The sequence below is a fragment of the Dyella sp. PARNA 12/25 genome (genome assembly GCF_055702865.1).
In genome coordinates this window covers 145,187-170,328 of the sequence record NZ_JBVQCI010000005.1, presented here as the reverse complement: position 1 = coordinate 170,328, position 25,142 = coordinate 145,187, and the positions used below count along the sequence as shown (strand labels likewise).

Sequence of the window (25,142 nt, the reverse complement as noted above, 5' to 3'; positions counted from 1 at the left end):
TTTTCTTGTGGAGCCATCTCCGAAGGCTCAGTTGCCGGCCAGCATGGCGGCGATCTTGGCCATGTGCGACTCGGCGGTTTCGCGCACCACCTCCTTGTCCGCCTCCGGGTCTTTGCCCTGCCAGTGCACATCGTCCTGCGGCAGCTCATGCAGGAAGCGGCTTGGCTGATTGCTGTGGACTTCGCCGTAGCGCTTGGTTTTGGCCGACCACGACAGCGTGAGCATTTCCTTCGCGCGGGTGATGCCTACGTACATCAGGCGGCGTTCTTCGTCGATGCGTCCTTCATCGATGGCGCCGTCATGCGGCAGCGTGCCTTCTTCGCAACCGACGATGAAGACAAAACGAAACTCCAGGCCTTTCGCGGCATGCAGCGTCATCATGCGCACCGCATTGCCCGGTTCGTCGCGATCAGCGTGGGTGAGCAGGGCCAGCTGCGCGGCAAGGTCGCCGGTGGTGTGGTCGTTGCGCTGCATGGCGCGGAACCAGTCGGCGAGCTCGCGAAGATTGCTCAGGCGACGTTCGCGCAGCGTAGCGTCTGCGGTGCTGGCGGCGATCTGCGCCGCGTAGCCGGTGCGCTGAAGCACGGTGTCCACCAGATCAGCAGCGCTCTGGTGCAGCGAGGCGCTGCGCAGCTCGTCCATCAGCTGGGTGAATGACGCCAGCGCAGCAGCAGGGCGCGGCGACAGCTGGCGCAGCACCGTATCGCTGCGGGCGGCGTCCAGCAGCGGCGCGTGGCGCGTCTGCGCAATCTGGCCAAGCTTTTCGAGTGTGGTCGAGCCAATCTCGCGCTTGGGAACGTTCACCACGCGCAGGAAAGCCGCGTCATCGCTGGGATTGGTCAACAGGCGCAGGTAGCAAAGCAGGTCTTTCACTTCGCCGCGGTCGAGGAAGCTCAGCGCGCCGGAGAGGTGGTACGGCACGCGCGCCAGGCGCAGCGCCTTCTCCAGGGGGCGCGCCTGGAAGTTGCCGCGATACAAGATGGCGATGTCGTGCCAGCGCGCTTTGTGCTTTTCGGCGAGCGTGGCGGCAATGGCGGCCACGCGCTCGGCCTCGTGCTCATTCTCCTTGCACTCCAGCACGCGAATCTGCGCCCCTTCCGGGTGCTCGCTCCACAGCTTCTTTTCGTGCAGATGCGGGTTGTTGGCGATCAGCTTGTTGGCAGCGCGCAGAATGCGCTTGCCGCAACGATAGTTCTGCTCGAGCTTGATCACGCGCAGCGACGGCCAGTCCTTGCCAAGCTGGTCGATATTCTCGGGATTGGCGCCACGCCAGGCGTAGATCGACTGATCATCGTCGCCCACGCAGGTAAAGCTGCCCCGCTCCCCCGCCAGCGCCTTCAACAAGCGGTACTGCGCGTCATTGGTGTCCTGGTATTCGTCGACCAGCAAGTAGCGCAGGCGTTCACGCCATACGGTGCGGCAGGCCTCGTCGGTTTCGAGGATGCGCAGCGGCAAACGAATCAGGTCATCGAAATCCACCGCGTTGAACGCGGAGAGTCGTTGCTGATACAGGTCGTAGATGGTTGCCGCATCCAGCTCGCGCGGGCTGCGCGCGGCGGCCAGCGCTTCTTCGGGTGACAGGCCGGCGTTCTTCGCACGGCTGATCAAATTGCGCAAGCCAAACAGCACGTCGGGCTTGGCCCCCTTGGGTGCCAGCTCTTTGAAGATACCTTCGCTGTCATCCGCATCGAGCACGGAGAAGCCTTTGCGCAAGCCGGCTCGCTCATGCTCCATCTGCAGAAACTTCAGGCCCAGCGCGTGGAACGTGCACACGGTGAGCGCGGCGGCATCCTCGCTGCTGATCAGCTTGGCCACGCGCTCGCGCATTTCCTTCGCCGCCTTGTTGGTGAAGGTGATGGCGGCGATGCGCGAAGGGGCGAGTTTCTTGCGGGCGATGAGATACGCGATCTTCTGCGTGATCACGCTGGTCTTGCCCGAGCCGGCGCCGGCCAATACCAGCAGCGGGCCGTCGCAGTGTTCGACGGCGGCCAATTGTTGGGGGTTGAGCATGGTGTGCGCAGTGGCTGGGCGGCGCACGATGGTATCAGAGCCGACGCTCCCGTCGGCCTGAGCGCGCTATGCTGGGGTCCTGGATCCGGTGCACCGGCCGCGCGGCAGTCCGTGCGGCGCATGTGACATGGGAGCGTGCGATGAACAGGCTGGCAGTAGTTGGCTGTGTCGCGATTTTGCTGGCGTGGCACGGTGGCGTGGCCGCCCAGTCGGCCCCACCCACCCAGGGCGAGCTGGAACAGGCCGGCAAACTGCTGGCGGCGATGGATAACCGGGCCTTCATTGATGCCCACCCCGACCTGCGGTTCCGCAAACAGGGCATCGCGGATTACCGCGAAGGCCGCAAGTCGCAGGCGCTGGCTGATTTCCAGTCGGCCTCCCGTTACGTCGACAAGACCTCGCAGGCTTTGGTGGCCCTGATGTACTGGACGGGCGACGGCGTGCCGGTGGATCGTCCTCGCGGCTATGCCTGGATGGACCTCGCCGCCAGCCGGGGCTATCGCGAGCTCGCCCGGCAGCGCGATATCTACTGGAGCCAGCTGAGCGACGCCGAGCGCGAGCAGGCAAAGGCGTTGCGCCAGGCGCTGGAGGCCGACTACGGGGACAGCGGCGGCACATCCCGCCTGACCCGCGACCTCGGCGCAGAACGCATGGCCATCACCGGCAGCCACCTGGGTTGGGTCGGTAACGGCGTAGTGACTTACATGGACTCCAGCTCGGCAGCAGCCGCTGGCCGCAGGGGTCTGGCTGGCGTGCTAAGCACTGGCGATAGCGTGGACCTGAGCGACCTCGGTGACGCCCTCCACATGAGCGCGGCGCAATACCTCCGCCTCAAGGATCTGTCGTGGGAAGTGCAGCGGTGGCAGGGTCGGGTGCGCGTCGGTGATCTGCAGCAGGTGCCTTCGCCACGCGACGGCTCGCAGCCGCCGGCCTAACGTCGAACCGCAGTACCATGTCGCGCTCGTTTCCGGGAGCCGACATGGCCAAGCTGTACTTCTATTACTCGGCAATGAACGCCGGTAAGACCACCACGCTGCTCCAGAGCGCCTACAACTACCACGAGCGCGGCATGCGCACGCTCATCCTTACCCCCGCACTGGACAACCGGTTCGGCGAAGGCGTGGTGGCCTCGCGTATCGGCCTGAAGGCCAACGCGTGCCGTTTCGGCAAGGAAGAGGATCTGTTCGCCCTGGTGCAGGCCGATATCGCCGCGCGCGGGGCCTTGCATTGCGTGTTCGTGGATGAGGCCCAGTTCCTTAGCAAGGCCCAGGCGTGGCAGCTCAGCGACGTGGTAGACAAGCTCGACATCCCGGTGCTGGCCTATGGCCTGCGCACCGACTTCCGCGGCGAGCTGTTCGAGGGCAGTCGCTACCTGTTGGCTTGGGCCGACAAGCTGGAAGAGATCAAGACCATCTGCCATACCGGCCGCAAGGCCACCATGGTGGTGCGCGTGGATGAACAGGGCCGGGCGGTGACCGAAGGTCCCCAGGTTGAGATTGGCGGCAACGACCGCTATGTCTCAGTGAGCCGCGCCGAGTTCAAGAACATCACGGAAGGGCACGGCAGGATCGAACTGCAGCAGCCGGTGCTGCCGCTTGGCGAAGGGCACTAAGCCCTCTCCCATTCACCAGAGGAAAGGTATGTCGAAGATCCAGTTTCCCGCCTGGCAACGCCCGCACTGGCAGCCGAGCAATGAAGAAGTTCTGCTGCAGTTTTACGTGTTCGGCAAGTTCCAGCCAGGGCGTGCCCCATCGCTGGACTACGGCAGCGAAGGCCTGCCGGAAGGCGTGGAGCTGACCAGCCACCTTCATACGCAGCTGCGCCAATGGGAAGGCTATCCGCTCAAGGGCAGCGTGGGCCGCATGTTCAAGGAAGACGCCCCGGGGGCGTACCGACAGGCCTTTGACGCACCCGAAGTGCTGGTGATCCGTGGCCGCATCGCCGATAGCGCGGACACTGGCTACCTGCGCGACACGTTGGGCGTGCTCACCGCGCTGCTCGATGTGGGTGGCGTGGCCATTCTCGATCCGCAGACGCTGAATCTTTATGACGCCGACACATGGCGCCGCCAGTTCCTGGTGCGCGACGGTGCGCCGATCCGCAATCACCTGTTGATTCTTCGTGATAGGGAAGAAGAGGGTGGGCGTTATTGGATTCACACACGTGGTATGCGCAAGTTTGGTCGTCCTGATATCAGCATTCGCCATGTATCTGAGGGCGATAGCGATCGCGCGGGTATGTTGTGCGAACGGTTGGTGGAGCTTGGGGCGCTAGGTGCGCGCTTTGAGGAAGGGCAGGCGTTGGAGGCTGACGGCGTGACGTTTGTGGCGACGTTGGGTGGTGGGTTGGAAGATCCGGATTTCAACAATACGTTTGTTGAGTTTCGTTGGCCGGAGTGAGGCGCGCGCTCTACTCCCTCTCCCCATCGGGGAAGGGGTTGGGGTGAGCCCCGAAAAGGGGGTAAAGGTCGGGTGCTCGCGATAACGCGTATTCCCCTCACCGTCATCCCCGCGAAGGCGGGGATCCAGTGACTTTGCTATTTGGCTCTCGTTGAGCGATACGGCCAGCGTGCCGCCTACGCGGCGGGCGTTTCGATCGCCTGCCGGCGCTCGAGTCACCTTTCTTTTGCTGGCCCAAAAGAAACGTAACCCAAAGAAAACGGCCTCAAGAGCGGGGCCGCCGTAGCGTCGTGATTAATACGAGCCTTGCCGCCCGCGAAGCCCGAATCGTCACGATCGCCCGACACGCGGTACGGCTACACCGCAACGCGCCATCGTGAAGAGGACTTAAAGCGTCGGGCGTGTCGCATTACTGAGAGTGTTCGTGGGCGGATATCAGCTACCACTTGTAGAGACCTGGTCTCTGGATTGCCCCTCACCCCAGCTCTTTCCCCAAAGACGGAGAGGGAGCAAAAGCGCGCAGCGCCCGGCCTTAAGTCCTCCGTTCAACAGCGCTTGCTGAGAAGCCGCTGTGTTCGAGGTGGATCGTATCGAGGCAACCTAGCTTCAGTCGGCAGGCTGGTATCCAACACCATGCTGCCAGCTCTCCAGGCCATTTTCTTTGGGTTACTTTTCTTTTGGGCCAGCAAAAGAAAAGTGACTCGAGCGTCGGCAGACGATCGAAACGCGCGCCGCGTAGGCGGCACTCTGGCGGAGACGTTCAACGGCGCGAGCGATCAAAGCCACGAGTCCCCTGTCCTCTCAGAGACAGTGGATATCAAAGGTTACCGCTGACACTTCGGACACCAAAACGTCGACCGCTGCCCCAGCACCACCTGCCGTATCGGCGTGTCACACACCCGACACGACTCACCTTCGCGCCCATAAACCTGCAACTCACGAAAGAAATAACCGGGCGCTCCGTCCGGTTTGATGAAATCACGCAAAGTCGTACCACCGCGCTCGATGGCCCACGCAAGAATGCGCTTCACTTCACCCGCCAGTCGCGCATACCGTGCCCGCGAAACCTCGCCAGCCGGCCGACGAGGATCAATGCCTGCCGCGAACAACGCCTCGCTCGCGTAGATATTGCCTACGCCCACCACCACGGCGTTATCCATCAGGAACAACTTGACCGCCGCCGTGCGTCCCCGCGACATGCGCCACAAAAGGTCGCCGTCGAAATCATCGGTAAGCGGTTCCGGTCCCAGCGCGGCTAGCAGCTCGTGCGTTTCGCCAGGCGGTTGCCACAACAGACAGCCGAAGCGGCGGGCGTCGGTGAAGCGCAGTACACGCGCTCCCTCGGTGGCGGTGGGCTCCAGTGCGATATCTACATGATCATGCTTGCCCACCAATGCGTCTGGTGGCAGTACGCGCAGCACGCCGGTCATGCCGAGATGTAGCAAGGGGCTGCCAACCGCCGTATGCAGCAGCAGGTATTTCGCGCGGCGTTCGACGGCTTCGATACGCTGACCCGGCAACAGTTCGCTGATTTCCGGTGGTATCGGCCAACGCAGATCGGGGCGGCGCAGCACCACGCCGGTGACCCGTCGACCGATCAGGTGGGGAGCAATCCCTCGGCGCGTGGTTTCGACTTCGGGTAGTTCAGGCACAGCAGATCTCGGTTGGAGGGCGTGGGGAACATGGTCCGCTGCGGTCGCGCACAAGTGCGCTCCTACAACGACAACGCTCCCTTGTAGGAGCGCGCTTGCGCGCGACCGCAACGCATCAGGGAGGCCTCAGTTCGCAGCCCGCTGCAACATCCCTCAGCTCCAGTCATTGTGGAAACTACCTGGTTTGTCGATACGTTCAAACGTATGCGCTCCAAAGTAATCCCGCTGCGCCTGCAGCAGGTTCGCTGGCAGATGCTCCGCGCGATAACCATCGTAGTAAGCCACCGCCGATGAGAAGCAGGGCACCGGCACGCCAGCATTGACCGCAGCGCTCACGACTTCGCGCAGCGCACTCTGGTACTGCGCCGCGATATCGCGAAAGTAAGGATCGAGCAGCATATTCTTCAATGCAGGATCGCGCGCATACGCATCCGTGATCTTCTGCAGGAACCGTGCACGAATGATGCAACCGGCGCGGAAGATACGCGCGATGGTGCCGTAGGGCAGGTTCCAAGCGTACTCGTCAGAGGCTGCGCGCAACTGCGCAAAGCCCTGGGCATACGACACGATCTTGCTGAAGTAGAGCGCGCGACGCACGGCCTCGACAAAGGCTTCGCGATCACCGCTGAAGCGGATCGGCCCCGGACCGGGCAACACCTTGCTGGCGGCGACGCGTTCGTCTTTCAGCGCGGAGAGTAGTCGCGCGAACACCGATTCGGTAATCAGTGGCAGTGGCACGGCCAGGTCCAGCGCGCTCTGGCTAGTCCATTTGCCGGTGCCTTTCTGCGCGGCGCGGTCGAGAATGATGTCGACCATTGCCTTGCGTGTTTCGGGATCTTTCTTGGTGAAGATGTCGGCGGTGATGCTGATGAGGTAACTGTCCAGCTCGCCCTTGTTCCAGTCCGCATACACCTCGGCCAGTTCATCGTTGGAAAGGCCAAGCACGTGATGAAGCACCGAGTAGCTTTCGGCGATCAGCTGCATGTCGCCGTACTCGATACCGTTGTGCACCATCTTCACGTAATGGCCGGCGCCGTTCGGGCCCATATACGCCACGCAGGGGTCGCCATCGGGCGCGCGGGCGGCAATCTCGGTGAGAATGGGGGCGACCAGGTCGTAAGCTTCGCGCGGGCCACCGGGCATGATCGATGGCCCATGCAGTGCGCCTTCTTCGCCACCCGACACGCCGGTGCCGATGAAGTGCAGGCCGGCTGCGCTCATCTCGCTTTCGCGGCGCATGGTGTCCTTGAAGAAAGTGTTGCCGCCGTCGATCACGATGTCGCCCTTGTCGAGCAGCGGCTTCAGTTGTGCCAGCGTGGCGTCGGTGGGGTCGCCCGCCTTCACCATCAGCAGAATACGGCGCGGCTTTTCCAGTGAGTCGACGAATTCCTGCAGGCTATAAGTAGGCACCAGACGCTTGCCGGGATTTTCGGCGATGACCTCGTCAGTGCGTTCGCGGTGTCGGTTGTAGATCGACACGGCATGCCCGCGACTCTCGATGTTCAGGGCCAGGTTGCTGCCCATCACCGCCATGCCTACTACGCCGATCGCCTGCTTTGCCATGTCGCCGCTCCGTACCAGGAATGGCCTAGATATGGGGAATGGCGTCCCGGGCACAAGTGCGCTCTCTCAAGCTAGTGAGCCCGCATCGCCTCGCCAGTCGCCGGCCTGGGCGTGTAACGCACCGAAATCAGCGCCACCCGGTCGCCGACGCGCACATAGCGCTGCGGCCCGGTGACCGATGTTTCGCCAAACTCCAGCTTCTGGCCGTCCAGCGTCAGCACGGCCACGGGGGCTGTGAGCCCGATCTTGGCCGGGTCGAAGTCGCTGGCGGGGCGCCAGTTGAGCACCTCGGCGCCGGCCGCGTCGGCCAATTCGCCCAGGCGGCCGTCGTCGGCGCGCGAAGGTGTGCCGTCGGTGCGCCACCAGTGGTCGTCGCGTTTGGCGTAGTGCTCGATGGCGCTGGCGCCTATCGCCAGTTCGACGCGGCTGATGGTGGCTGGCTCCAGCGAGAGCAGCGTGCCTGGCGCCGCGTCAGCGTCCCGCTGCCATTGCCAGGCAGCCACGGCCATCAATGCCACGGCGCCGGCGGCCATCCACAGGAGGTGGCGCGTGGAACGCTTCATGCGCGACGTCGCCGCCAGGCCATCCAGCCACAGGCCAGCAGCAACAGCAGGGGTATCGCCACCAGGAAGCCCAGCGAAGCGGCGCTCAGCTGCGCTTGCGAGATGCGCAGGACGCGATCAGGCGCGCCTTGCGCCACGGGCATGTTGACCAGCACGTCGTCGCCGAGCAGCCAGTCGATCACGCGGCGGCCCAGTTCGCGATTGCCACCCGTGCCGAGAAAGGCGTTGGAGAGGAAGTCGCCGTCACCGATCACCACCACGCGTTGTTCCGCCTTGTCGGGGCTGGGAGACAAGCGGGCCAGCGCGAATCCGAAATCGAGCGGTCCCTTCAGCTCTCCCGCGCTGGCGTCATAGGCGATGGATGACGCATGCGCATTGTCGATGGGCTTGAACTCGGTCCAGCTCTGCACGCTCGAGCGCAGGAAGGGCGACGCATGCCATTCGGTTTTGGAGGCCAGCGCCAGCGCGGAAACCTGCGGAAACTGCGTGGCGAGCTTGAAATCGTGGGTGATCGCGTGCTGCGGGTAATCGCCGAGCGCGATCAGTCGCGGATCGCTGAGCCCAAGGGCGCTGCCTTGTCCATCCACCAGCACGCCGGGCAATACGTGCAGGCCCAGTGCGTCTGCCAGTGGACCGAGGTGCTGGTCATCATTGGCCGGTTCCGTCAGCCACAGCAGGTTGCCGCCGTTGGCTACGTAGTCGGTCAGTGCTTTCACGGCTCCATAAGGCAGTGCCTGTTGCGGACTCGCCAGCACCACCAGATCCGTATGCAGCGGCACCGCGGCGACCTGCGCAAAGTTCAGCGGCACCGCGCGGATGCCACCCTCCTGCATCTGTTCGACGAAGGTACCCAGATCGGCGTTACCACTGTCGGCGGGGCTGCGCTCGCCGTCGCCGGAAACAAAGGCGACGATGCGATCGTTGCCGCGCATCAGGCGCTTGAGCGCATTGGTCAGGCTGCTCTCGCTCAGTGTGTCCAGGCGTTGCTCGTGTCCTTTGTAATGCAGGATCAGCATGCCATTCGTGGTGATGCCCAGCTCGCGCATCGCTGCCGGATCCTGTTGCGGATCCACGAATCGCAGGCTGATATCCGGCTTCACACGCTGATAGCGCTGCATGAAGCTGGCGATGTTGCTGCGTATGTCGCCTTGCGGATTGGCGTAGCTGACAATCTCCACCGGACCGTCAAGCGCTTTCAGCACGGCGCGGCTCTCGGCGGAAAGCGTGGCGCGGCCGCCGTAGGTCCAGTCCGCCACCAGATCAAAGCGCGCGGTCAGGTAACCGACGGCGCCAGCGCAGGCCAGCAACAGCAGCGCGAACAGCCAGGCGTTGAGTCGTCGCATCAGGCGCGTCATCAGCCACGCTCCCGTTCAGCGCCAAGGCGGCGTGTGGCCAGCGCCAGCGCCGCCACGATCACCAGCAGAAACCACATCACGTCGGCGCTGGAAACCAGCCCGCGCACAAAGCTATCCAGGTGTGTACTCATCGATAGCCAGTTGACGACGCCGTTGTCGACGCCCGCCATCAGTGCACCCACATTGAGGCTCACCAGGGCGAGACCCAGCATGAGGCTGGCGGCGGCAGCGATGGCCGGGTGCGAGGCATACGCCGAACAGGCCACGCCGATGGCCGCCAACGAGGCCAGCATCAGCAGCAGGCCCAGCGACGCGCTGGCGAGCTTGCCCCAATCCAGGTTCACGCCGTGCGCGAGGCTCAGCGGCATCGCCAGCGTCAGCGCCAGCCATAGCGCCAGCCAAACCAGCAACGCGAAGAACTTGCCGAGCACGACGCGCGACGGCGGCTGCCCCATGCCGAACCACAGCGGCAGCGTGCCGTTGCTGCGCTCGCCGGCCAGGGTGGACATGGTCAGCAGCGGCACCACGATCAGTGCCAGTTCCGCCAAACCGAACGGCAGTATCGGCAAGATGCCGCTGGTAAGGATGCTGCTCAGCATTGGCACACCCACGATATCGGTGTAACCCGGGCCCGCAGGTTTTGCCGCCCAGGCAATCTGGTGGCTGAGAAAGGTTTGCAGTAGCAGCATGAAACGTCCGGCCAGCTGCGCCACCGTCAGCGCGGCAAGCACCCATGCCAGCGGGCGAACCAACAATCGGCGCAGCTCCAGCCGCGTTACGGCGAGCACACTCATGCAGCCTGCATCCTGTCGTTGCTCCCGTTGCCGCGCATGGCGATATCGAAGAAGGTTTGCTCCAGCATCTTGTGATCGCCGTCGGTGATCGGTGCGTCGTAACGCAACTGTCCCTCATGCAGAATCGCCACGCGATCACAGGCTGCCGTGACTTCGGCCAGCAGGTGCGTGGAGAGGATCACCGCGGTACCGGCCGCCGCCTGTTCACGAATCACCGCGCGCAGCGACGCCACCTGCACCGGGTCGAGCGCGTTGGCGGGCTCATCCAGCACCAGCAGGGAAGGGCGATGCAGCAGCGCGCAGGCCAGGCCCAGACGCTGGCGCTGGCCCTGCGACAGCACGGCGGCAAGCCGGCGCAGCAGCGGGCCCAGCTCCAGGCGCTCGATGATGGCCTTTCGCGCCGCGGCCAGTGCCGTGCCGTGCAGGCCGCGCAGGCGACCATGGGCGTCCAGATGTTCGCTGACGGTCAGTTCCTGCCACAGCGGGGCACGTTCCGGCAGCCAGCCGATAGCCCCCTGCGCCAGTTCAGGGTGCTCAATAAAGTCCTTGCCGTTCAGCTTGATAGCGCCGCTGTCAGGTATCAGGGCCCCCGCGATCATGGCCAGGGTGGTGGACTTGCCGGCGCCGTTGACGCCCAGCAAACCCAGTACCTGTCCCGCGTCCAGCCGCAGGCTGAGATCCGAGACGGCAGGTCGCCCGGCCCGATGTCGGGTGATGTGATCCAGTTGCAATACGGCGGTAGGCGCAGTCATTGCATGATTGTCAGTGCGCCCCCAGTTTCAGACAACTGGGTGAGGGCGCTTGTGCGCGGCACAGCACATTAACTTTGTGGCACCGAAGAGGTGCGACAATTAATAGTGCTGTCCATGCTGGCGGGTACGGAAACCCCTCGCTTAGACTGAAATTACATATACCTGGGTGCTTTCCCGATGCTCGACGCAGTCCTCAATTTCTTGTCCAACGGCCTCACGCACGCCAGTTGGGTGAGCATGCTCATCTACATACTGGTGATGACGCAGCTCACCATCTTCACGGTGACCATTTTCCTGCACCGCTGCCAGACCCACCGCGGCGTGGATCTGCACTGGTCCATCTCGCACTTCTTCCGCTTCTGGGGCTGGCTCACCACGGGCATGGTCACCAAAGAGTGGGTGGCAGTGCACCGTAAGCACCACGCCAAGGTCGAGACCGAGGAAGACCCGCACAGCCCGCAGATCTTCGGCATCAAGAAGGTCTTCTGGGACGGCGTGTCGCTTTACCGCGACGCCTGCTACAACAAGGAAGACATGGAGAAGTACGGCCGCGGCACCCCGGACGACTGGATCGAGCGCAAGCTCTACGCCGGCCATCCGTACTGGGGCCCGGCGCTGATGCTCATCATCAACCTCGCCCTGTTCGGCGTCATCGGCGCCGCCCTGTGGGCGCTGCAGATGGTCTGGATCCCGTTCTGGGCTGCCGGCTTCGTCAACGGCATCGGCCACTGGTGGGGTTACCGCAACTTTGAAAGCGCCGACACCGCGACCAACCTTGTTCCGTGGGGCATCTGGATTGGCGGCGAAGAGCTGCACAACAACCACCATGCCTTCCCGAGCTCGGCCAAGTTCGCCCTGCGCAAGTGGGAGTTCGACATCGGCTGGGCGGTGATCTGCGGCCTGCGTGCCGTGGGCCTGGCCAAGGTGCTGCGCGTGGCGCCGACGCTGGACGTTCGCCCGAACGTGCACCTGCCGGACGCCGAAACGCTGAAGGGCGTGCTCACGCACCGCTTCGCTGCGATGACCGACTACTACCGCAACGTGATCATGCCGACCCTGCGCGACGAAGCGGCGCACGCTGGCGAAAACATCAAGTCCGTGCCGCGTCGCATGCGTCGCGCACTGGCCGATGGTGGTCGCTGGCTGGATAACGAAGGTCGCGATCGCATGCAGGCCGTGCTGGCCAAGCGCCCGACCCTCAGCACGGTGTGCGAATTCCGCGCCCGTCTGGCTGCCCTGATGGAGCAGCGTGGTGCCGACCAGGCGCTGAAGGGTTTGCAGCAGTGGATTGCTGAGGCTGAGCAGAGTGGTATTCGTGCGCTGCAGGAGTTTGCCGGTCGCTTGAAGAGTTACTCGGTGGCTAGCGCCTGATCAGCTCAAATCGTTTGAATGAAAAAGCCCGCCGAAAGGCGGGCTTTTTTTTGGATGACGCGACCATCAGGGCGAAGATTGAGAGACATCCGTCCATCCATGTAGGAGCACACTTGTGCGCTACCGAAGCGTCACGACGTCACCACTCCGTAGGGTTGTCGCGCACAAGTGCGCTCCTACAGGAAAGCGATGCCCGAGGCTGGGCACAGCGGGTGGTGTGCCTTGCCCCCAACAAAAAACCCGCCTCTCGGCGGGTTTTTGTGGAAGCAGCAAACCCAGAGGGCTTACTTGATCTTGCCTTCCTTGTAGATCACGTGCTTGCGAACCACCGGATCGTACTTCTTGAACTCGAACTTTTCCGGGGTGTTCTTCTTGTTCTTCTGCGTGGTGTAGAAGTGGCCGGTGCCGGCCGAAGAGATCAGGCGGATCTTGTCTTGCTTGCTGTTAGCCATGGCTTAATCCTCAGATCTTTTCGCCGCGGGCGCGCAGGTCGGCAAGCACGGATTCGATACCGTTCTTGTCGATGGTGCGCAGGGCGTGGTTGGAAACGCGCAGCTTCACCCAGCGGTTTTCGCTCGGGACCCAGAAGCGGCGCTCATGCAGGTTCGGCAACCAGCGGCGACGGGTTTTGTTGTTAGCGTGCGAGACGTTGTTACCAGTCTGCACACCCTTTCCGGTGACTTGGCAAATACGGGCCATGATGACCTCCTGTTAGGCGCCCAAGGGCGCGTTTGCCACCCGTTAGCCAGGGCGGCATCGGCCCAGCGGCACAAGGCCACGCGATGCTGGAGATGGAGCTTTTCGCGTCTGCCGTGAGGGCCGCATCGCGTTGCGGACGTGCCCGGAAGCCCGGGTCGGCATGGTCGAGCCGGCGATTCTCCCATGAAAACAGCGCGGTGCGCAATATTTGAGCAGCGGGGGCGGTTGCCGCATGGCGGCCCGCTGGGATGTATGGAACAATCCAGTCCTTTGCGTTTTCACGCACTGAACACTTTATTGACCGAGGATTACCCCATGGCAGACGTCTCCGCCAACGGCCAGGCCGGCCAACCGCAGCTGGTGCTGCAGAAGATCTACGTGAAGGATGTCTCGTTCGAGGCGCCGCACGCCCCGCAGATCTTCCAGGAAGTCGGTGAGGCCGAGATGCAGCCGCAGGTGCAGCTGAATCTGGGCCAGAAGTCCACGGACATGGGCAACGACCTTTACGAAGTGGTGCTCAGCCTCACCCTGACCTGCACCTTGGGCGAGCGCACCGCTTACCTGGCCGAAGTGCAGCAGGCTGGCGTGTTCGGCATTGCCGGCTTCCCCGAGGAAGACCTGGCCGGCATCCTCAATAGCTATTGCCCGAACCTGTTGTTCCCGTATGCGCGCCAGATGTTGTCGTCGCTGGTGCTCGAGGGCGGTTTCCCGCCGTTCCTGCTGCAGCCGATCAACTTCGACGCGCTTTACGCCGAGCAGCAGCGCCGCATCCTCAGCGGCAGTGCCGCCCCGACGCTCAACAGCTGATTCATAAAGGCCTGGCTCATGGTTGAGCGTCCGACCCTGGCCGTCCTCGGTGCCGGCTCCTGGGGTACCGCGCTGGCGGCCCTGGCTGCCCGCAACCAGGTGCCGACCCGGCTGTGGGGGCGCGATGCCTCCGCGCTGAAGGCGATGGCGGAAACCCATTGCAACCAGCGCTACCTGCCGGATGTCGAGCTGCCGTCCGAGCTGGTGTACGAAGCCGACCTCGCCGCCGCCCTGCGCGGCGCGACGGTGGTGCTTATCGTCGTGCCCAGCCATGCGTTCGCCTCCATCCTGGGGGAGATCGCGCCGTACCTGGAGCCCGATGCCCGTATTGCCTGGGCCACCAAGGGTTTCGAGCCGGGCACCGGCCGGTTCCTGCATGAACTGGTGGCCGAGCGCTTCCCGGGTCGCGCGGCGGCGGTCGTCACCGGCCCGTCGTTCGCCAAGGAAGTGGCCGCTGGCTTGCCCAGTGCCGTCACCGTGCACTCGGACGACGACGTGTTCGCCCACGACCTGGCGCTGCTGCTGCACGCGCCCAACTTCCGCGCCTATTCCGGCAGTGATGTGCTGGGGGCGGAGCTGGGTGGCGCCATGAAGAACGTGCTGGCGGTCGCCACTGGCGTCGCCGACGGCATGGACCTTGGCCTGAACGCCCGCGCCGGCCTGATCACCCGCGGCATGAACGAAATGCTGCGCCTGGGTGTAGCGCTGGGTGCCCGACCGGAGACCCTGATGGGTCTGGCAGGCCTGGGCGACCTGGTGCTCACCTGCACCGGCGATCTCTCCCGCAACCGCCGTCTGGGTCTGGCGCTCGGTCGCGGCAAGGGCATCGACGAGGCTGTGCGAGAGATCGGCCAGGTGGTGGAAAGCGTACTCACCGCCGATGAAGTCGCGCGTCTGGCCACCAAGCACGGGCTGGACCTGCCCATCAGCAGCGGCGTGCGCGCGGTGCTGCACGGTGAGGTAACCCCGGCAGAAGGGCTCAAATTGCTGATGAGCCGCGAGCAGAAACCCGAGTACCCCAAGGGTTTGTTCGGCCAAGCCTGAACATTCGAGTCGCACACTTCATCGCCCGGTGTGAAAAACCGGGCGATGTGACGCGCACACGTGCAAGAGGCTTGCTAAGCTGAATCTTTTGGTCGCCCCTGCGGACCGAATGCGCATGCAGTCACCAGACGATAAACGGCACGACCGTCTGACCCCGCAACGCGACGACAGCGGCGATGAGCCGTTGCCCAACGCCTGGCGCAAGCTGTTGGCTGCGCCCGCGGGCAGCGTGCCGCATGAGCCGGCGGTGCTCGGCTTCTTCATCGAGGTGATGCCCGAGGAAGGCGTCGCGTATGCCCATGTCGACGTGGCCCCGGTGCTGCTGACCGTGGCCGAGCAGGGCCGCTACGTGCGCCCCGCACCGCTGGACAGCAAGCACCTCTCCCAGCAACCGTTGCAGCCGCTGGAACAGCGGTTGGCCGCCACCGTGTTCGGCCTGCCGCAGAGCCTGCGCAAGAGCCGCAGCTATGCGCGCCTGACCGGTCATGTGGGTGATGCGCTGCTGTCCGAGATTCTCGACACCTGTCCCAGCTTCCTCGGCGGTCTTGCCGGCCTGCGCCTTTCGCGCGGCAAAGGGCATCAACTCAACTGGCAATGGCTTCTCGAACAGGACGGCAGCCAGCGCCTGGTGCCTTGCCTGCCGACCAACCATCGTCTGCTGCGCATCGACGCCTTGTGGTACCTCGATGGGGAGCGCGCCGAGCTGGGTCATCTGGAAGCGCCGCTGGAAGAATCCCAGTGGCTGGACCTGCCGCCGCTCAAGCACGAATACAGCCAAACCTTGCGGCGCGCACTGCCGCATAGCCGCCTGTCGCATCGCTTGCCGTTGCCGCAGGTGCTGGGCGAACTGCGCCGCGCGGAGCTAGCGCCCAAGCCGGTACTGACGCTGCACGCCCTGACCCGTCACGCCCGTCTCGCCGCCGGCACGCCGCCGCTGGCGTACGCACGCCTCGCTTTCGACTACGCCGGCGAGCGCTTGCCGGGCCGTGGTGGCGAACCGCTGGTGCGTCGCGTGCGCAACGGCCATCTGGTCGAGATTGTCCGCCGCCGTGCGGAAGAGCTTTCCGCGATGGAACAGCTGGAACGCGCCGGACTCACCCCCGGCGTGGATACCGAAGGCTTGCCCTGGGATCTGGCCGACACGCTTCCAGACGACGCCTGGCTGTTCCCCGGCAAGGGCTACGCCGGCGCGCTGGAAGTAAATACGCCTGCCCGCTGGCTGGCGCTGCGGCCCAAGCTCGAAGCCGAAGGCTTCGTGCTCGACTACGCGCCCAGCTTCCCGTTCGAAGTGCTGGAAGGCCCGGTGCGCTGGTACGGCAATGCGGTGGAAGACACCGACGACCACGCCTTCGACCTGGAAATCGGCATCGAGGTGGAAGGCAAGCGCCACAACCTGCTGCCCGCCGTGGCGCAGGCGCTGGCCGATCACCAGTTGAACCTGAGCCCGGTACCGAACGAGCCGGAAGACGCCGTGTGGTACGCGCCGGTCGACGAACGCCGTCGCGTGCCCGTGCGCCTGAAAGAATTGCGTGGCCTGCTGGCGCCGCTGGCCGAATATCTCGAACGCCCGCGCAAGACACTTCATCTGCCGCGCGTGCAAGCCGGCCGCCTGGAAGAACTGGTCGAAGCGCTGCCCTCCGGCGGCGAGTTGGAAGCGCCTGAAGCGCTGCGTGGCTTCACCGCGCGACTGCGCGACGCCGCCGAACGTGCCAGCGACGCGGTGCCGGAAGGGCTCACCGTCGAACTGCGTCCGTATCAGCGCGAAGGTCTGCGTTGGCTCAACGCGCTGGCCGAAGCCGGCGTGGGCGGTGTGCTCGCCGACGACATGGGCCTGGGCAAGACGCTGCAGTTGATCACGCACTTGCTGGCGCTCAAGGAGCGCGGTGCGCTCACCCAGCCCGCGTTGGTGGTCGTGCCCACCAGCCTCATTCCGAACTGGATGGCCGAAGTCGCCCGCTTTGCGCCGGCGCTGCGCGTGCTCGCGCTGCATGGCCCGCAACGTGGCGGCGACTTCTCGCAGCTGGGCTCGCAAGACATCGTGCTGACCAGCTACGCACTGCTGCCGCGTGACGTAGTGACGCTGCGCAAGCAGCCGTTCTCACTGATCGTGCTCGACGAAGCGCAGCAGGTGAAGAACCCGCGCACACAGGCACGCCGCGCCGTGCTGAGCCTGCGCGCACCGCGTTGCATCTGCCTCACCGGTACGCCGCTGGAAAATCACCTTGGCGAACTCTGGTCGCAGGTCGACCTGGCGGTGCCCGGCCTGCTTGGCGATGAAGGTGCCTTCCGCCGTCACTATCGCGTGCCGATCGAGCGTCACCGCGACACCGATTGCCAAGACCGGCTCAATCGCCGCCTCGCACCTTTCATCCTGCGCCGTACCAAGTCGCAGGTGGCCTCGGAGTTGCCGCCGAAGACGGAAATCACCCGCCGCGTGGTGCTCGAAGGCCGTCAGCGCGAGTTGTACGAAAGCCTGCGCCTGTCGCTGGCGGAAGAACTGCGCGAGGTGATCGCGCAGCGTGGCATCGCACACAGCGGCATCGTCGTGCTGGATGCACTGCTTAAACTCCGTCAGGTTTGCTGCGATCCTCGCCTGGTGAAACTGGAAGCCGCGCGCGGCGTACGTGATTCCGCCAAGTTCGAATTGCTGATGGACATGCTGCCCGCCTTGCTCGCCGAAGGCCGCAAAGTGCTGCTGTTCTCGCAGTTCACTGAAATGCTCAAGCTGATTGCGCACGAGCTCGATCGCCATCGCATTCCGTATGTCACGCTCACTGGTGAGACGCGCGATCGCGCGGAGCCAGTGCGCCAGTTCCAGGAAGGTGAGGTGCCGTTGTTCCTGCTGTCGCTGAAGGCGGGCGGTGTGGGCCTCAACCTCACCGCGGCAGATACGGTGATTCACTACGACCCGTGGTGGAATCCGGCGGCGGAAGCGCAGGCTTCCGATCGTGCGCATCGCATCGGCCAGGACAAGCCGGTGTTTGTGTTCCGCCTGATCACGGGTGGCACGGTCGAGGAGCGCATCGAGGAGTTGAAGGCGCGCAAGGCGGAGCTTGCTGAGGCGGTGTTGGAAGGTGGTGGCACGCGCGAGAAGCTCAGCTTTGATCAGGCGGATCTGGATGCGCTGTTGGCGCCGGGTTGACCGAAGCGAGTGGTACCTTTTTTTGAAGCGTATATCCCCTGAGGGAACCTTGCGGAGCGGTGACCCAGATGCGTTGCCTGTCGCGCACAAGTGCGCTCCTACAGGTGTGTACGCTGAATGGTTTTTGTAGGAGCGCACTTGTGCGCGACAGGCCTGCGGCGCAGTGAAGTCGTTACATGCCGGCCGCGCGCGAAAACCCGTGCTTACATCGCCGGCCTGGCCCGCAACAGCGCATCCACCGCCTGCTGCCACTGCGGCGAACCCACGGGGAGTTGTGGTGCTTCTTGCCCGAGCCTGTGTTGCACGGCGTGGTTCCACTCGTCGGAACCATGATCGGGGCCGTGGCCGTCGTAAGAGATCTGCAGGCGCTGATCTACCCAGTTGTACCACTCCGGCGAACCAAGCGCGGCGTTGTCGGGCACAAGCTGTGTGGCCTGTGGTTTAGGCGGCTTCTGCTCAGGCGGCGGCGACGTGGGCGAGCAGCCGACGAGCAGGGCGAGGGTGAGCAAGGCGGGAATGCGGCGCATGGCAGCCTCCGGCGGTGGGACCAGTCTTGAGACTAATCGCAAGTGCGTGCATTGCGATGAATCGCGCCTGACAAGGGGAGAGGAGAGTGAAGAGGAGTGCGAGGTGACACCGGCTCTTCTCTCACATCTCAAAACTCACTCCTGCCCTTCAGCTTCGCGCGACCACTTCATCAATGTGCTTGAGCAGATCCGCCGGATCTTCATAAACGCGGAAGGCGCCAGCGTCTTCCAGTTCTTCCTGGCCGTATCCTCCGGAAAGCAGGCCGATGCCAAGCGAGCGTGCCCGTTGCGCGGCGAGCATGTCCCAGATGCTGTCACCGATCACCAGGCCATAGTGGATATCTACGCCCAGGCGTTGCGCCGCGGTAATGAACAGGTCGGGGTCGGGTTTGGCGTGGCGCACCTGGTCGCGCGTCACCACCGGCACCTTCGACGGATCAACGCCCAGCGCTTCAAGATTGTGCGCAGCCGTCTGCATGCGGCCGCTGGTGGCGATGGCCCACGGAATCTCGGCATCGGTCAGGAAAGCCAGCAACTCGCGCGCACCGGGCAGCGGGCGCACCGAGCCCTGGGTGGCTTGGCGGTTATAGGCCTCCGCATGCCATGCGCGCAGACGGGCGAGACGTTCTTCGGTGATTTCCAGGCCGGTTTCGCGCAACAGGATGTTGGCGAACAAACCGCCACTCATGCCGATCTTGCGATGAATGCGCCATACCGACAGGTCTACGCCTTCGCGATCCAGCGCTTCCTTCCAGGCCAGTACGTGCTGGTAAACGCTGTCGACGAGGGTGCCGTCGAGATCAAACAGGAAAGCGGTATCGGCGCGGGCCATGGCAGTGTCGTGCGCAGGTGGGGAGGCAAAGCGTAGCACTCGTACTGAGCGTGATCATTTGCACATTTTTCTGTCAGGCCTTACGTGGATGACAGACACGTCGCCACGGTGGCGCTTAGGGTGGCGCCGTGGCGCGCGCATAGGACCTCAGGGGAGAGGGTAGCGGCACACGTCCAGGGAATATCCGTCATGGCGTGGCCTGCCCGGGGCGAGCAGCACGCTGTTCGTCACATCGTGGAGGACGTCATGAAGCAAGTGAAGAAACGGCGCGTGGCCATCATCGCCGCGCTGGCCTTGTCGTGGCTGGCGTTGGCCAGACCCGCCGCTGCCGACACGCTGACTTTTCAGGGCGAGGTCACGGCGCCTAGTTGCACAGCACTGCCATCAGGGCCTGCGGGCTATCAGTATTGCCCGTCGTCCGGTGAGGCCACTCAGGCGGGGCCCACCTCGGCTTACACGCAGCAAACGAGCACCGTGCCTTCGCACTCGAACATCGCCATGCTCGACTACTTCGCCCAGCGCCCCGATGGCGGCACCAAAGTTCTGGTGACGCGCGATTACGAGTAACCATGGCCGAACGACGCCGGCCACTGCGTGCTCAGTTGGACTGCACCAGCGGCCGGCCCACATCCAGCACCGCCAGCGCGGCAGCGCCGAGCAGGCCGGGTTCGGGATGCATCATCGCGACGGTCGGCACCTGTTCCATGGTTTCGCGGAAGCGACCCTTGGCTTCGAAACGCTCGCGGAAACCGCCGTGCTTGATCCACGGCAGCAGGATCGGCAACACACCGCCGGTGAGGTACACGCCATCCCAGCCGCCAAGGCTCAGCACAAGATCGCCAGCCACGCTGCCGAAAATGCCGGCCAGCGTTTCCACCGTGCGCACGCAGAGCGGATCGGTGCCGGCTTCGGCGCGAGCGGTGATGTCTTCCGGCGTGTATTCCTCCGCTGGCTGGCCGGCGATGTCGGCCAGCGCCAGATAGAGGTTCACCAGGCCGTTGCCGCAAATCATGCGCTCGTTGGAAACGCGGCCGAAGCGTGCGTTGAGGCGAAGCAGGATCTCCACGTCCTCCGCCGTGTGCGCGGCGAAGCCGGCGTGGCCGCCCTCGGTTTCCAGCACCGTCCAGTGGCCTTCGCGACGCAGCAACCCGGCCACGCCAAGACCCGTGCCCGGCCCCATCACCACAAAGGTTTGCGGCTCGCGCTGGCCGAGGGTCGGCATGGCTTGCGGGCCCACTGACGAAAGCTGGTCGTGCGTCAGCAGCGTCACGGCCATTGCCTGCGCGGCAAAGTCGTTGACCAGGTGCACCGCCTCCATGCCCAGCTCCGCCTGTAGCGCGTGTGCGGCCACCTGCCAGGGATTGTTGGTGACCTTGACTGTTTCGCCCTCGCTCACGCGGCCGGCAGCTGCGATCACCGCGCGCGCAGCGGTGTGGCCGGTGTCGGTGAAGTACTGGCGAATGGCCTCCGCGAGTGACGTGTGATCCTTTACGCGGTAGCGCCGAACGCTGTCCTCGAGCAACGGCGTCGTGCTGCTGGTATCAGCCAGCGCAAAGCGCACGTTGGTGCCGCCGAGGTCAGCAAGCAGCGTCGGGGCGGCACGGGAGGGCGTTCTCATGGACAGTCCTGAACTTGGGGAGACAGTAAGCCTGACTCCCTGAGGCGTGTTCGTCCAGTAGTGCAGTGCAACGAAAACCTTTGCGGACGCCGTTCCTTGGCGTATGGCTGGCCTTCTGGGCGTCCAACCCCGAGGTTTACTGCTGCGCGCGCGGGTCGTAGCTGGTCATGGTGGGCTGGCCGGCCGGTGGCAGGTCGCGCAAACGGGTGACCTGCTGCGCATTCACCGCACTGCCTCGGTTGCCCCAGCTGGAGCGCACAAAGGTCAGCAGCTCGGCCACTTGTTGGTCGCTCAGGCGATCGCGGAAGGCCGGCATGCTGAACTGCGTGGGCGCGCCGCGCCCTGTGGGCATGGTGCCGCCATGCAGCACCAGCCGAATCACCGACGCGGGATTGTTGCCGTTGAGCACCGGATTGCCGGCCAGGGCTGGATAGACCTGGTTGTAACCGTGGCCATCGGTACGGTGGCAGGTGGCGCAGTTGTCGATGTAGAGCTGCGCGCCGGTCTCGCTGACGTCGCCACTGAGCAGCGCAGCATGCGTGGCGTCGTCATAGGCCAGCGCGGTTTCCTCATGGGCCGCTGGCAACGACTTGAGGAAATGCGCGATGGCCGCAAGGTCTTCGTCGCTCATGTATTGCGTGCTGTGTTCGACCACATCGTTCATGCCGCCGAAGATGGCGCCGTGTTCGGTACGTCCGGCCCGGAGCAGGGCGGCCAGCTCTTCATCACTCACACTGCCCAGGCCGCTGGCCAGTTCGCCGCGCAGGCTTGGCGCCACCCAGTTATCGCTTTCGCCGCCGCTGAGGTAAGCGCTGCCGTCGTTCGGTCCCAGCGCTTTCTCCTGCAGCGTCAACGCGCGTGGTGTATGGCAGGCGCCGCAGTGGCCCAGCCCTTCCACCAGATACTGGCCGCGAGCCAGCGCCGCATCACCCGTAGCTGGTGTTTGCACCGGCGTCACCTTCGGCGCGAACAGCCAACGCCAGTAGGTGAGCGGCCAGCGCATCGACAGCGGCCACATGATGCCTTCGGCGCGATTCTCCTGTTGCACCGGCGCCACGCCATGCATGAAATACGCGTACAGCGCCTGGATGTCCTGGTCGCTCACCTTGGCATACGATGGGTAGGGCATCGCCGGATACAGCGTGTTTCCCTCGTCATCGATGCCGCGTCGCACGGCGCGCTCAAACTGGCCATAGGTAAAGTGGCCGATACCGGTTTTCGCATCCGGCGTGATGTTGGTGCTGAAGATGACGCCGATGGGCGACACAATCGCCAGACCACCTGCGAAAGGTTTGCCACCTGGCGCCGTATGGCACGCTGCACAGTCACCGAGCTGCGCCAGATATTCGCCCTGCTTGATCTGTTCGGGCGTCGGCGCTGGCGCAGTAGCCGAAGGGTCGCCACCGCCGCCGCGATACACCAGCGTAAGCAGCCAGGCCAGCACCACCAGCACAATCAACCCGATCAGAATGCGCAACAAACTTCCGCGACGTCGAGGGGCCTGGGTATTCATGCCTGCACCAGCGGGCCGGGGTGCTTGAGGTAAGTGTCGCGAATGGCCTTGACCGACCAATAGGTGAGACCACCGATAAGTCCGGTGGGGTTGTAGCCAAAGTTCTGCGGAAACGCCGAAGCGCCCGTGACAAACACGTTGTGCACGTCCCAGTGCTGCTGGAAGCGATTGAGCGCACTCGTTTCAGGTGACGTGCCCTGAATCACGCCGCCTGTGGTGTGGGTGGTCTGGTACTGGCGAATATCGTAATGATCGCCCGGCTTGCGCAGTGTCACCGACGTCGCCTTGGGCTTCATCTGTTTCACGATCTCCTGCGCGCGCTCCGTCACAAACTGCGACATCTTGTATTCGTTGTCATGCCAGTCGAAGGTGATGCGCAACAGCGGTAGGCCAAATGCATCTTTGTAAGTCGGGTCGAGGTCGAGATAGCGATCGCGATACGACATCACCGACCCGTGCGTGGATACCAATGTGGAGTGCAGGTAACTCTCCTTGGCGGCCCGCTTCCAGCCGGCGCCCCAGCTCGGTGTACCCGGCGGCACAATCAATTGCTGCAGCGGCCGGCCACCGGTCTGCCCGCCGTAGATGTAAGCACCGCCGACAAAACCGTGCGTGGCGTGATCGAAGTGATCGGAATTGAAATCGTCGACGATCTGGAAGCCGCCCGCACCTGCGCCGATAAACGGATTGAGCGCCATGTCCTGGTCGTAGAACACGCCGATGCTGCTCATCATCTGATACGCGTAGTTCTTGCCGATCACGCCCTTGCCGGTTGCGGGGTCGTACGGTTTGCCGATACCTGACAGCAGCATCAACCGAACGTTGTGCATCTGGAACGCCGAGACGATCACCAGATCCGCCGGCTGCTCCACCTGCTGGCCCTGTGCGTCGATATAGGTCACACCGGTGGCGCGTTTTCCGGTGGAGTCGAGGTTGATCTTGATGACATGGCTATTAGTACGCAGCGCAAAGTTGGGCTTGCGCATCAGCACCGGAAGGATCGTGGTTTGCGGTGATGCCTTCGCATACATGAAACAACCGAAGCGCTCACAAAAGCCGCAAAAGTTGCACGGCCCAAGACGTGCGCCGTACGGGTTGGTGTAGGGCTGCGAAGCGTTCGACGACGGCTGCGGAAACGGGTGATAGCCCACCGCGCGCGCTGCATCGGCAAACAACTTGGCGCCGAACGTGTCGCTCAGTGGCGGGTTCGGGTAATCCTTCTTGCGCGGGCCCTCGAACGGATTGCCGCCATGCTTGATCTCGCCATTGAGATTGCCGGCGCGACCGGAGGTGCCACACACGTATTCAAACTGTTCCAGGAACGGTTCCAGCTCATCGTAGGTCACACCGTAATCCTGGATCTGCATATCGTCCGGCATGAACTTCTCGCCGTAGCGCTTGCTGATATGCGTGTGGAACTCCAGGTCTTCGGGAGAAGGGCGATAGTGCTGGCCATTCCAGTGCGTGCCGGCGCCCCCCACGTTGTTGCCGAACAAAAACGAACCGTATTGCCTATACGGCACCGCAGTGTCGTTGACCGCATGTCGAACCGTGACCGTCTCGCGCGCCAACGGCTGAAACAGCTTGCCGCGAATGCCGAAGGCCAGCTCATCCGCGATGTTGGGGTAACTCCAGTCCGGCGAGGTGTCCTGATAGGCGCCGCGTTCCAATGCCACCATGTTCAAGCCGGTCTGCGCCAGCTCCAGCGCCATGATGGCGCCTGTCCAGCCAAAACCGACGATCACCACATCGACCGGCTTCATGGTGGTCGTCATGCTTTCGCTCCCCGGATCGACACGGGTCCAAGCGGATAGACCTTGCCGGGCTGATCGATCCAGTCGGCAAAGTCGGCACGCGCACCGGGAAAGCCGATCATCTTCCAGCCGCCCATGTGCTTGTTGCCGCCATACATCGGGTCAGCCAGAAAACCTTCCTTGGTATTGGTCAGCAGCTGGTTGAAGAACGCTGCAGCGGGCAGCTGCTCAAGCTGGATCTCACCTTTCTCCAGCTGGTGCAGCACGCCGTCACGCTCTTCCGGCGACAGCGCTGCAAACGTCTTCTGGTGCTGCTTCTGGCACCAGTCATTCACGGCGGCGATCGCCGTGCGGTAGAGCTCGCGTGGCGCAAAACGCAGCTGATAGCCGAGGGTGGGATGCGTGTCGGGCACGAAGGGTCCCTGCATGTACCAGAAACCGCCGTGGCCGTAAGCGGCTTCCATTTCGCGATCAATGAATTCCGGCACACCGGCTTCCAGTGCGCCGGGCCCATCCTCATTGGCAGGAATCAGCCGATCCACCGCGGCCTGAAGAAACTCCCATTCGGGTGCGGTGAAATAGCGCGGTGCATAAGCCGCCGTTGTGGCGGCCGGACCACTCTGCGTCTGCGCGATGGCGGAGGTTCCAAGCAGGCTCACTGCGGGAACCGCAACCAGGGATTGTCGCAAAAAGTCGCGCCGTGACGGCGACATAGGCTTGTTCGACATCGCATTCCCCGAGGTCAGA

At 64.0% G+C, this 25,142-nt stretch carries 23 protein-coding genes; 8 read left to right on the top strand and 15 right to left on the bottom strand.

The genetic code is table 11. The features are described from left to right. Nucleotides 1-27: 27 nt before the first annotated feature. The gene (locus AC0GUR_RS12545) at nucleotides 28-2,010 is read right to left on the bottom strand and encodes a UvrD-helicase domain-containing protein (RefSeq protein ID WP_472877920.1); all 1,983 of its coding nucleotides are present in this window, start codon (nucleotides 2,008-2,010) and stop codon (nucleotides 28-30) included. A 140-nt stretch (nucleotides 2,011-2,150) separates the two neighbouring features. On the opposite strand from AC0GUR_RS12545, the gene AC0GUR_RS12540 reads away from it, so the two are divergent. Genes AC0GUR_RS12540 through AC0GUR_RS12530 form a run of 3 tightly spaced genes read left to right on the top strand, consistent with a single transcriptional unit; the run spans nucleotide 2,151 to nucleotide 4,409 of the window. Next, the gene (locus AC0GUR_RS12540) at nucleotides 2,151-2,945 is read left to right on the top strand and encodes a hypothetical protein (protein WP_472877817.1); all 795 of its coding nucleotides are present in this window, start codon (nucleotides 2,151-2,153) and stop codon (nucleotides 2,943-2,945) included. Between the two features lie 44 nt (nucleotides 2,946-2,989). Beyond that, entirely contained in the window at nucleotides 2,990-3,622 is a 633-nt protein-coding gene (locus tag AC0GUR_RS12535) for a thymidine kinase (RefSeq protein WP_472877816.1), read from the top strand. A 28-nt stretch (nucleotides 3,623-3,650) separates the two neighbouring features. Then, a complete protein-coding gene (locus AC0GUR_RS12530; RefSeq protein ID WP_472877815.1) occupies nucleotides 3,651-4,409 on the top strand; it encodes a hypothetical protein in 759 nt (252 codons plus the stop codon). A gap of 824 nt (nucleotides 4,410-5,233) precedes the next feature. Here the strand turns inward: AC0GUR_RS12530 and mutM are convergent. From mutM to AC0GUR_RS12500, 6 genes are all read right to left on the bottom strand, one after another. Continuing rightward, the gene (mutM, locus tag AC0GUR_RS12525; protein WP_472877814.1) at nucleotides 5,234-6,061 is read right to left on the bottom strand and encodes a bifunctional DNA-formamidopyrimidine glycosylase/DNA-(apurinic or apyrimidinic site) lyase; all 828 of its coding nucleotides are present in this window, start codon (nucleotides 6,059-6,061) and stop codon (nucleotides 5,234-5,236) included. A 153-nt stretch (nucleotides 6,062-6,214) separates the two neighbouring features. Then, a complete protein-coding gene (gene gndA, locus AC0GUR_RS12520; RefSeq protein ID WP_472877813.1) occupies nucleotides 6,215-7,624 on the bottom strand; it encodes an NADP-dependent phosphogluconate dehydrogenase in 1,410 nt (469 codons plus the stop codon). A gap of 71 nt (nucleotides 7,625-7,695) precedes the next feature. Then, the gene (locus tag AC0GUR_RS12515) at nucleotides 7,696-8,187 is read right to left on the bottom strand and encodes a hypothetical protein (protein ID WP_472877812.1); all 492 of its coding nucleotides are present in this window, start codon (nucleotides 8,185-8,187) and stop codon (nucleotides 7,696-7,698) included. Then, nucleotides 8,184-9,542 (bottom strand): GldG family protein, encoded by a 1,359-nt coding sequence (locus AC0GUR_RS12510; protein ID WP_472877811.1) that lies wholly within the window; start codon nucleotides 9,540-9,542, stop codon nucleotides 8,184-8,186. The genes AC0GUR_RS12515 and AC0GUR_RS12510 overlap by 4 nt, the downstream gene beginning before the upstream one ends. Next, nucleotides 9,542-10,336, bottom strand: a complete 795-nt coding sequence (locus AC0GUR_RS12505) for an ABC transporter permease (RefSeq protein WP_472877810.1) — start codon at nucleotides 10,334-10,336, stop codon at nucleotides 9,542-9,544. The genes AC0GUR_RS12510 and AC0GUR_RS12505 overlap by 1 nt, the downstream gene beginning before the upstream one ends. Continuing rightward, on the bottom strand, nucleotides 10,333-11,088 hold the full coding sequence (locus AC0GUR_RS12500) for an ABC transporter ATP-binding protein (RefSeq protein WP_472877809.1): 756 nt from the start codon (nucleotides 11,086-11,088) through the stop codon (nucleotides 10,333-10,335). Before AC0GUR_RS12500 ends, AC0GUR_RS12505 begins: the two co-directional genes overlap by 4 nt. A gap of 177 nt (nucleotides 11,089-11,265) precedes the next feature. Here AC0GUR_RS12500 and AC0GUR_RS12495 point away from each other — a divergent pair, with 177 nt between their 5' ends. Beyond that, nucleotides 11,266-12,459 (top strand): DesA family fatty acid desaturase, encoded by a 1,194-nt coding sequence (locus AC0GUR_RS12495; RefSeq protein WP_472877808.1) that lies wholly within the window; start codon nucleotides 11,266-11,268, stop codon nucleotides 12,457-12,459. Between the two features lie 284 nt (nucleotides 12,460-12,743). Here the strand turns inward: AC0GUR_RS12495 and rpmG are convergent, their stop codons facing one another. Next, entirely contained in the window at nucleotides 12,744-12,911 is a 168-nt protein-coding gene (rpmG, locus tag AC0GUR_RS12490) for a 50S ribosomal protein L33 (RefSeq protein WP_008211962.1), read from the bottom strand. A 10-nt stretch (nucleotides 12,912-12,921) separates the two neighbouring features. Further along, the gene (gene rpmB, locus AC0GUR_RS12485; RefSeq protein ID WP_109127083.1) at nucleotides 12,922-13,158 is read right to left on the bottom strand and encodes a 50S ribosomal protein L28; all 237 of its coding nucleotides are present in this window, start codon (nucleotides 13,156-13,158) and stop codon (nucleotides 12,922-12,924) included. Between the two features lie 315 nt (nucleotides 13,159-13,473). Between rpmB and secB the strand changes: the two genes are divergently transcribed. From secB to AC0GUR_RS12470, 3 genes are all read left to right on the top strand, one after another. After that, nucleotides 13,474-13,965 carry a protein-export chaperone SecB gene (gene secB / locus AC0GUR_RS12480; protein ID WP_472877807.1) on the top strand — a complete coding sequence of 164 codons (492 nt, stop codon included), beginning with the start codon at nucleotides 13,474-13,476 and terminating at the stop codon, nucleotides 13,963-13,965. Nucleotides 13,966-13,983: 18 nt separating this feature from the next. Continuing rightward, the gene (locus AC0GUR_RS12475) at nucleotides 13,984-15,009 is read left to right on the top strand and encodes an NAD(P)H-dependent glycerol-3-phosphate dehydrogenase (protein ID WP_472877806.1); all 1,026 of its coding nucleotides are present in this window, start codon (nucleotides 13,984-13,986) and stop codon (nucleotides 15,007-15,009) included. Nucleotides 15,010-15,124: 115 nt separating this feature from the next. Further along, nucleotides 15,125-18,151 carry a DEAD/DEAH box helicase gene (locus AC0GUR_RS12470; protein WP_472877805.1) on the top strand — a complete coding sequence of 1,009 codons (3,027 nt, stop codon included), beginning with the start codon at nucleotides 15,125-15,127 and terminating at the stop codon, nucleotides 18,149-18,151. A gap of 203 nt (nucleotides 18,152-18,354) precedes the next feature. Here the strand turns inward: AC0GUR_RS12470 and AC0GUR_RS12465 are convergent, their stop codons facing one another. Both AC0GUR_RS12465 and AC0GUR_RS12460 read right to left on the bottom strand, forming a co-directional pair. Then, nucleotides 18,355-18,678, bottom strand: coding sequence for a hypothetical protein (locus AC0GUR_RS12465; RefSeq protein ID WP_472877804.1), 324 nt, complete (start codon nucleotides 18,676-18,678; stop codon nucleotides 18,355-18,357). Nucleotides 18,679-18,826: 148 nt separating this feature from the next. Beyond that, the gene (locus tag AC0GUR_RS12460) at nucleotides 18,827-19,510 is read right to left on the bottom strand and encodes an HAD family hydrolase (RefSeq protein ID WP_472877803.1); all 684 of its coding nucleotides are present in this window, start codon (nucleotides 19,508-19,510) and stop codon (nucleotides 18,827-18,829) included. Between the two features lie 246 nt (nucleotides 19,511-19,756). Here AC0GUR_RS12460 and AC0GUR_RS12455 point away from each other — a divergent pair, with 246 nt between their 5' ends. Next, on the top strand, nucleotides 19,757-20,077 hold the full coding sequence (locus AC0GUR_RS12455; protein ID WP_472877802.1) for a hypothetical protein: 321 nt from the start codon (nucleotides 19,757-19,759) through the stop codon (nucleotides 20,075-20,077). Between the two features lie 31 nt (nucleotides 20,078-20,108). Here AC0GUR_RS12455 and glk read toward each other — a convergent pair whose 3' ends face one another. The 4 genes from glk to AC0GUR_RS12435 form a co-directional block, all read right to left on the bottom strand. Next, nucleotides 20,109-21,128, bottom strand: a complete 1,020-nt coding sequence (gene glk, locus AC0GUR_RS12450) for a glucokinase (protein ID WP_472877801.1) — start codon at nucleotides 21,126-21,128, stop codon at nucleotides 20,109-20,111. Between the two features lie 136 nt (nucleotides 21,129-21,264). Further along, nucleotides 21,265-22,641, bottom strand: a complete 1,377-nt coding sequence (locus tag AC0GUR_RS12445) for a c-type cytochrome (RefSeq protein WP_472877800.1) — start codon at nucleotides 22,639-22,641, stop codon at nucleotides 21,265-21,267. Further along, a complete protein-coding gene (locus AC0GUR_RS12440; protein ID WP_472877799.1) occupies nucleotides 22,638-24,416 on the bottom strand; it encodes a GMC family oxidoreductase in 1,779 nt (592 codons plus the stop codon). Before AC0GUR_RS12440 ends, AC0GUR_RS12445 begins: the two co-directional genes overlap by 4 nt. Then, nucleotides 24,413-25,123 (bottom strand): gluconate 2-dehydrogenase subunit 3 family protein, encoded by a 711-nt coding sequence (locus AC0GUR_RS12435; protein WP_472877798.1) that lies wholly within the window; start codon nucleotides 25,121-25,123, stop codon nucleotides 24,413-24,415. Before AC0GUR_RS12435 ends, AC0GUR_RS12440 begins: the two co-directional genes overlap by 4 nt. Nucleotides 25,124-25,142 lie beyond the last annotated feature (19 nt).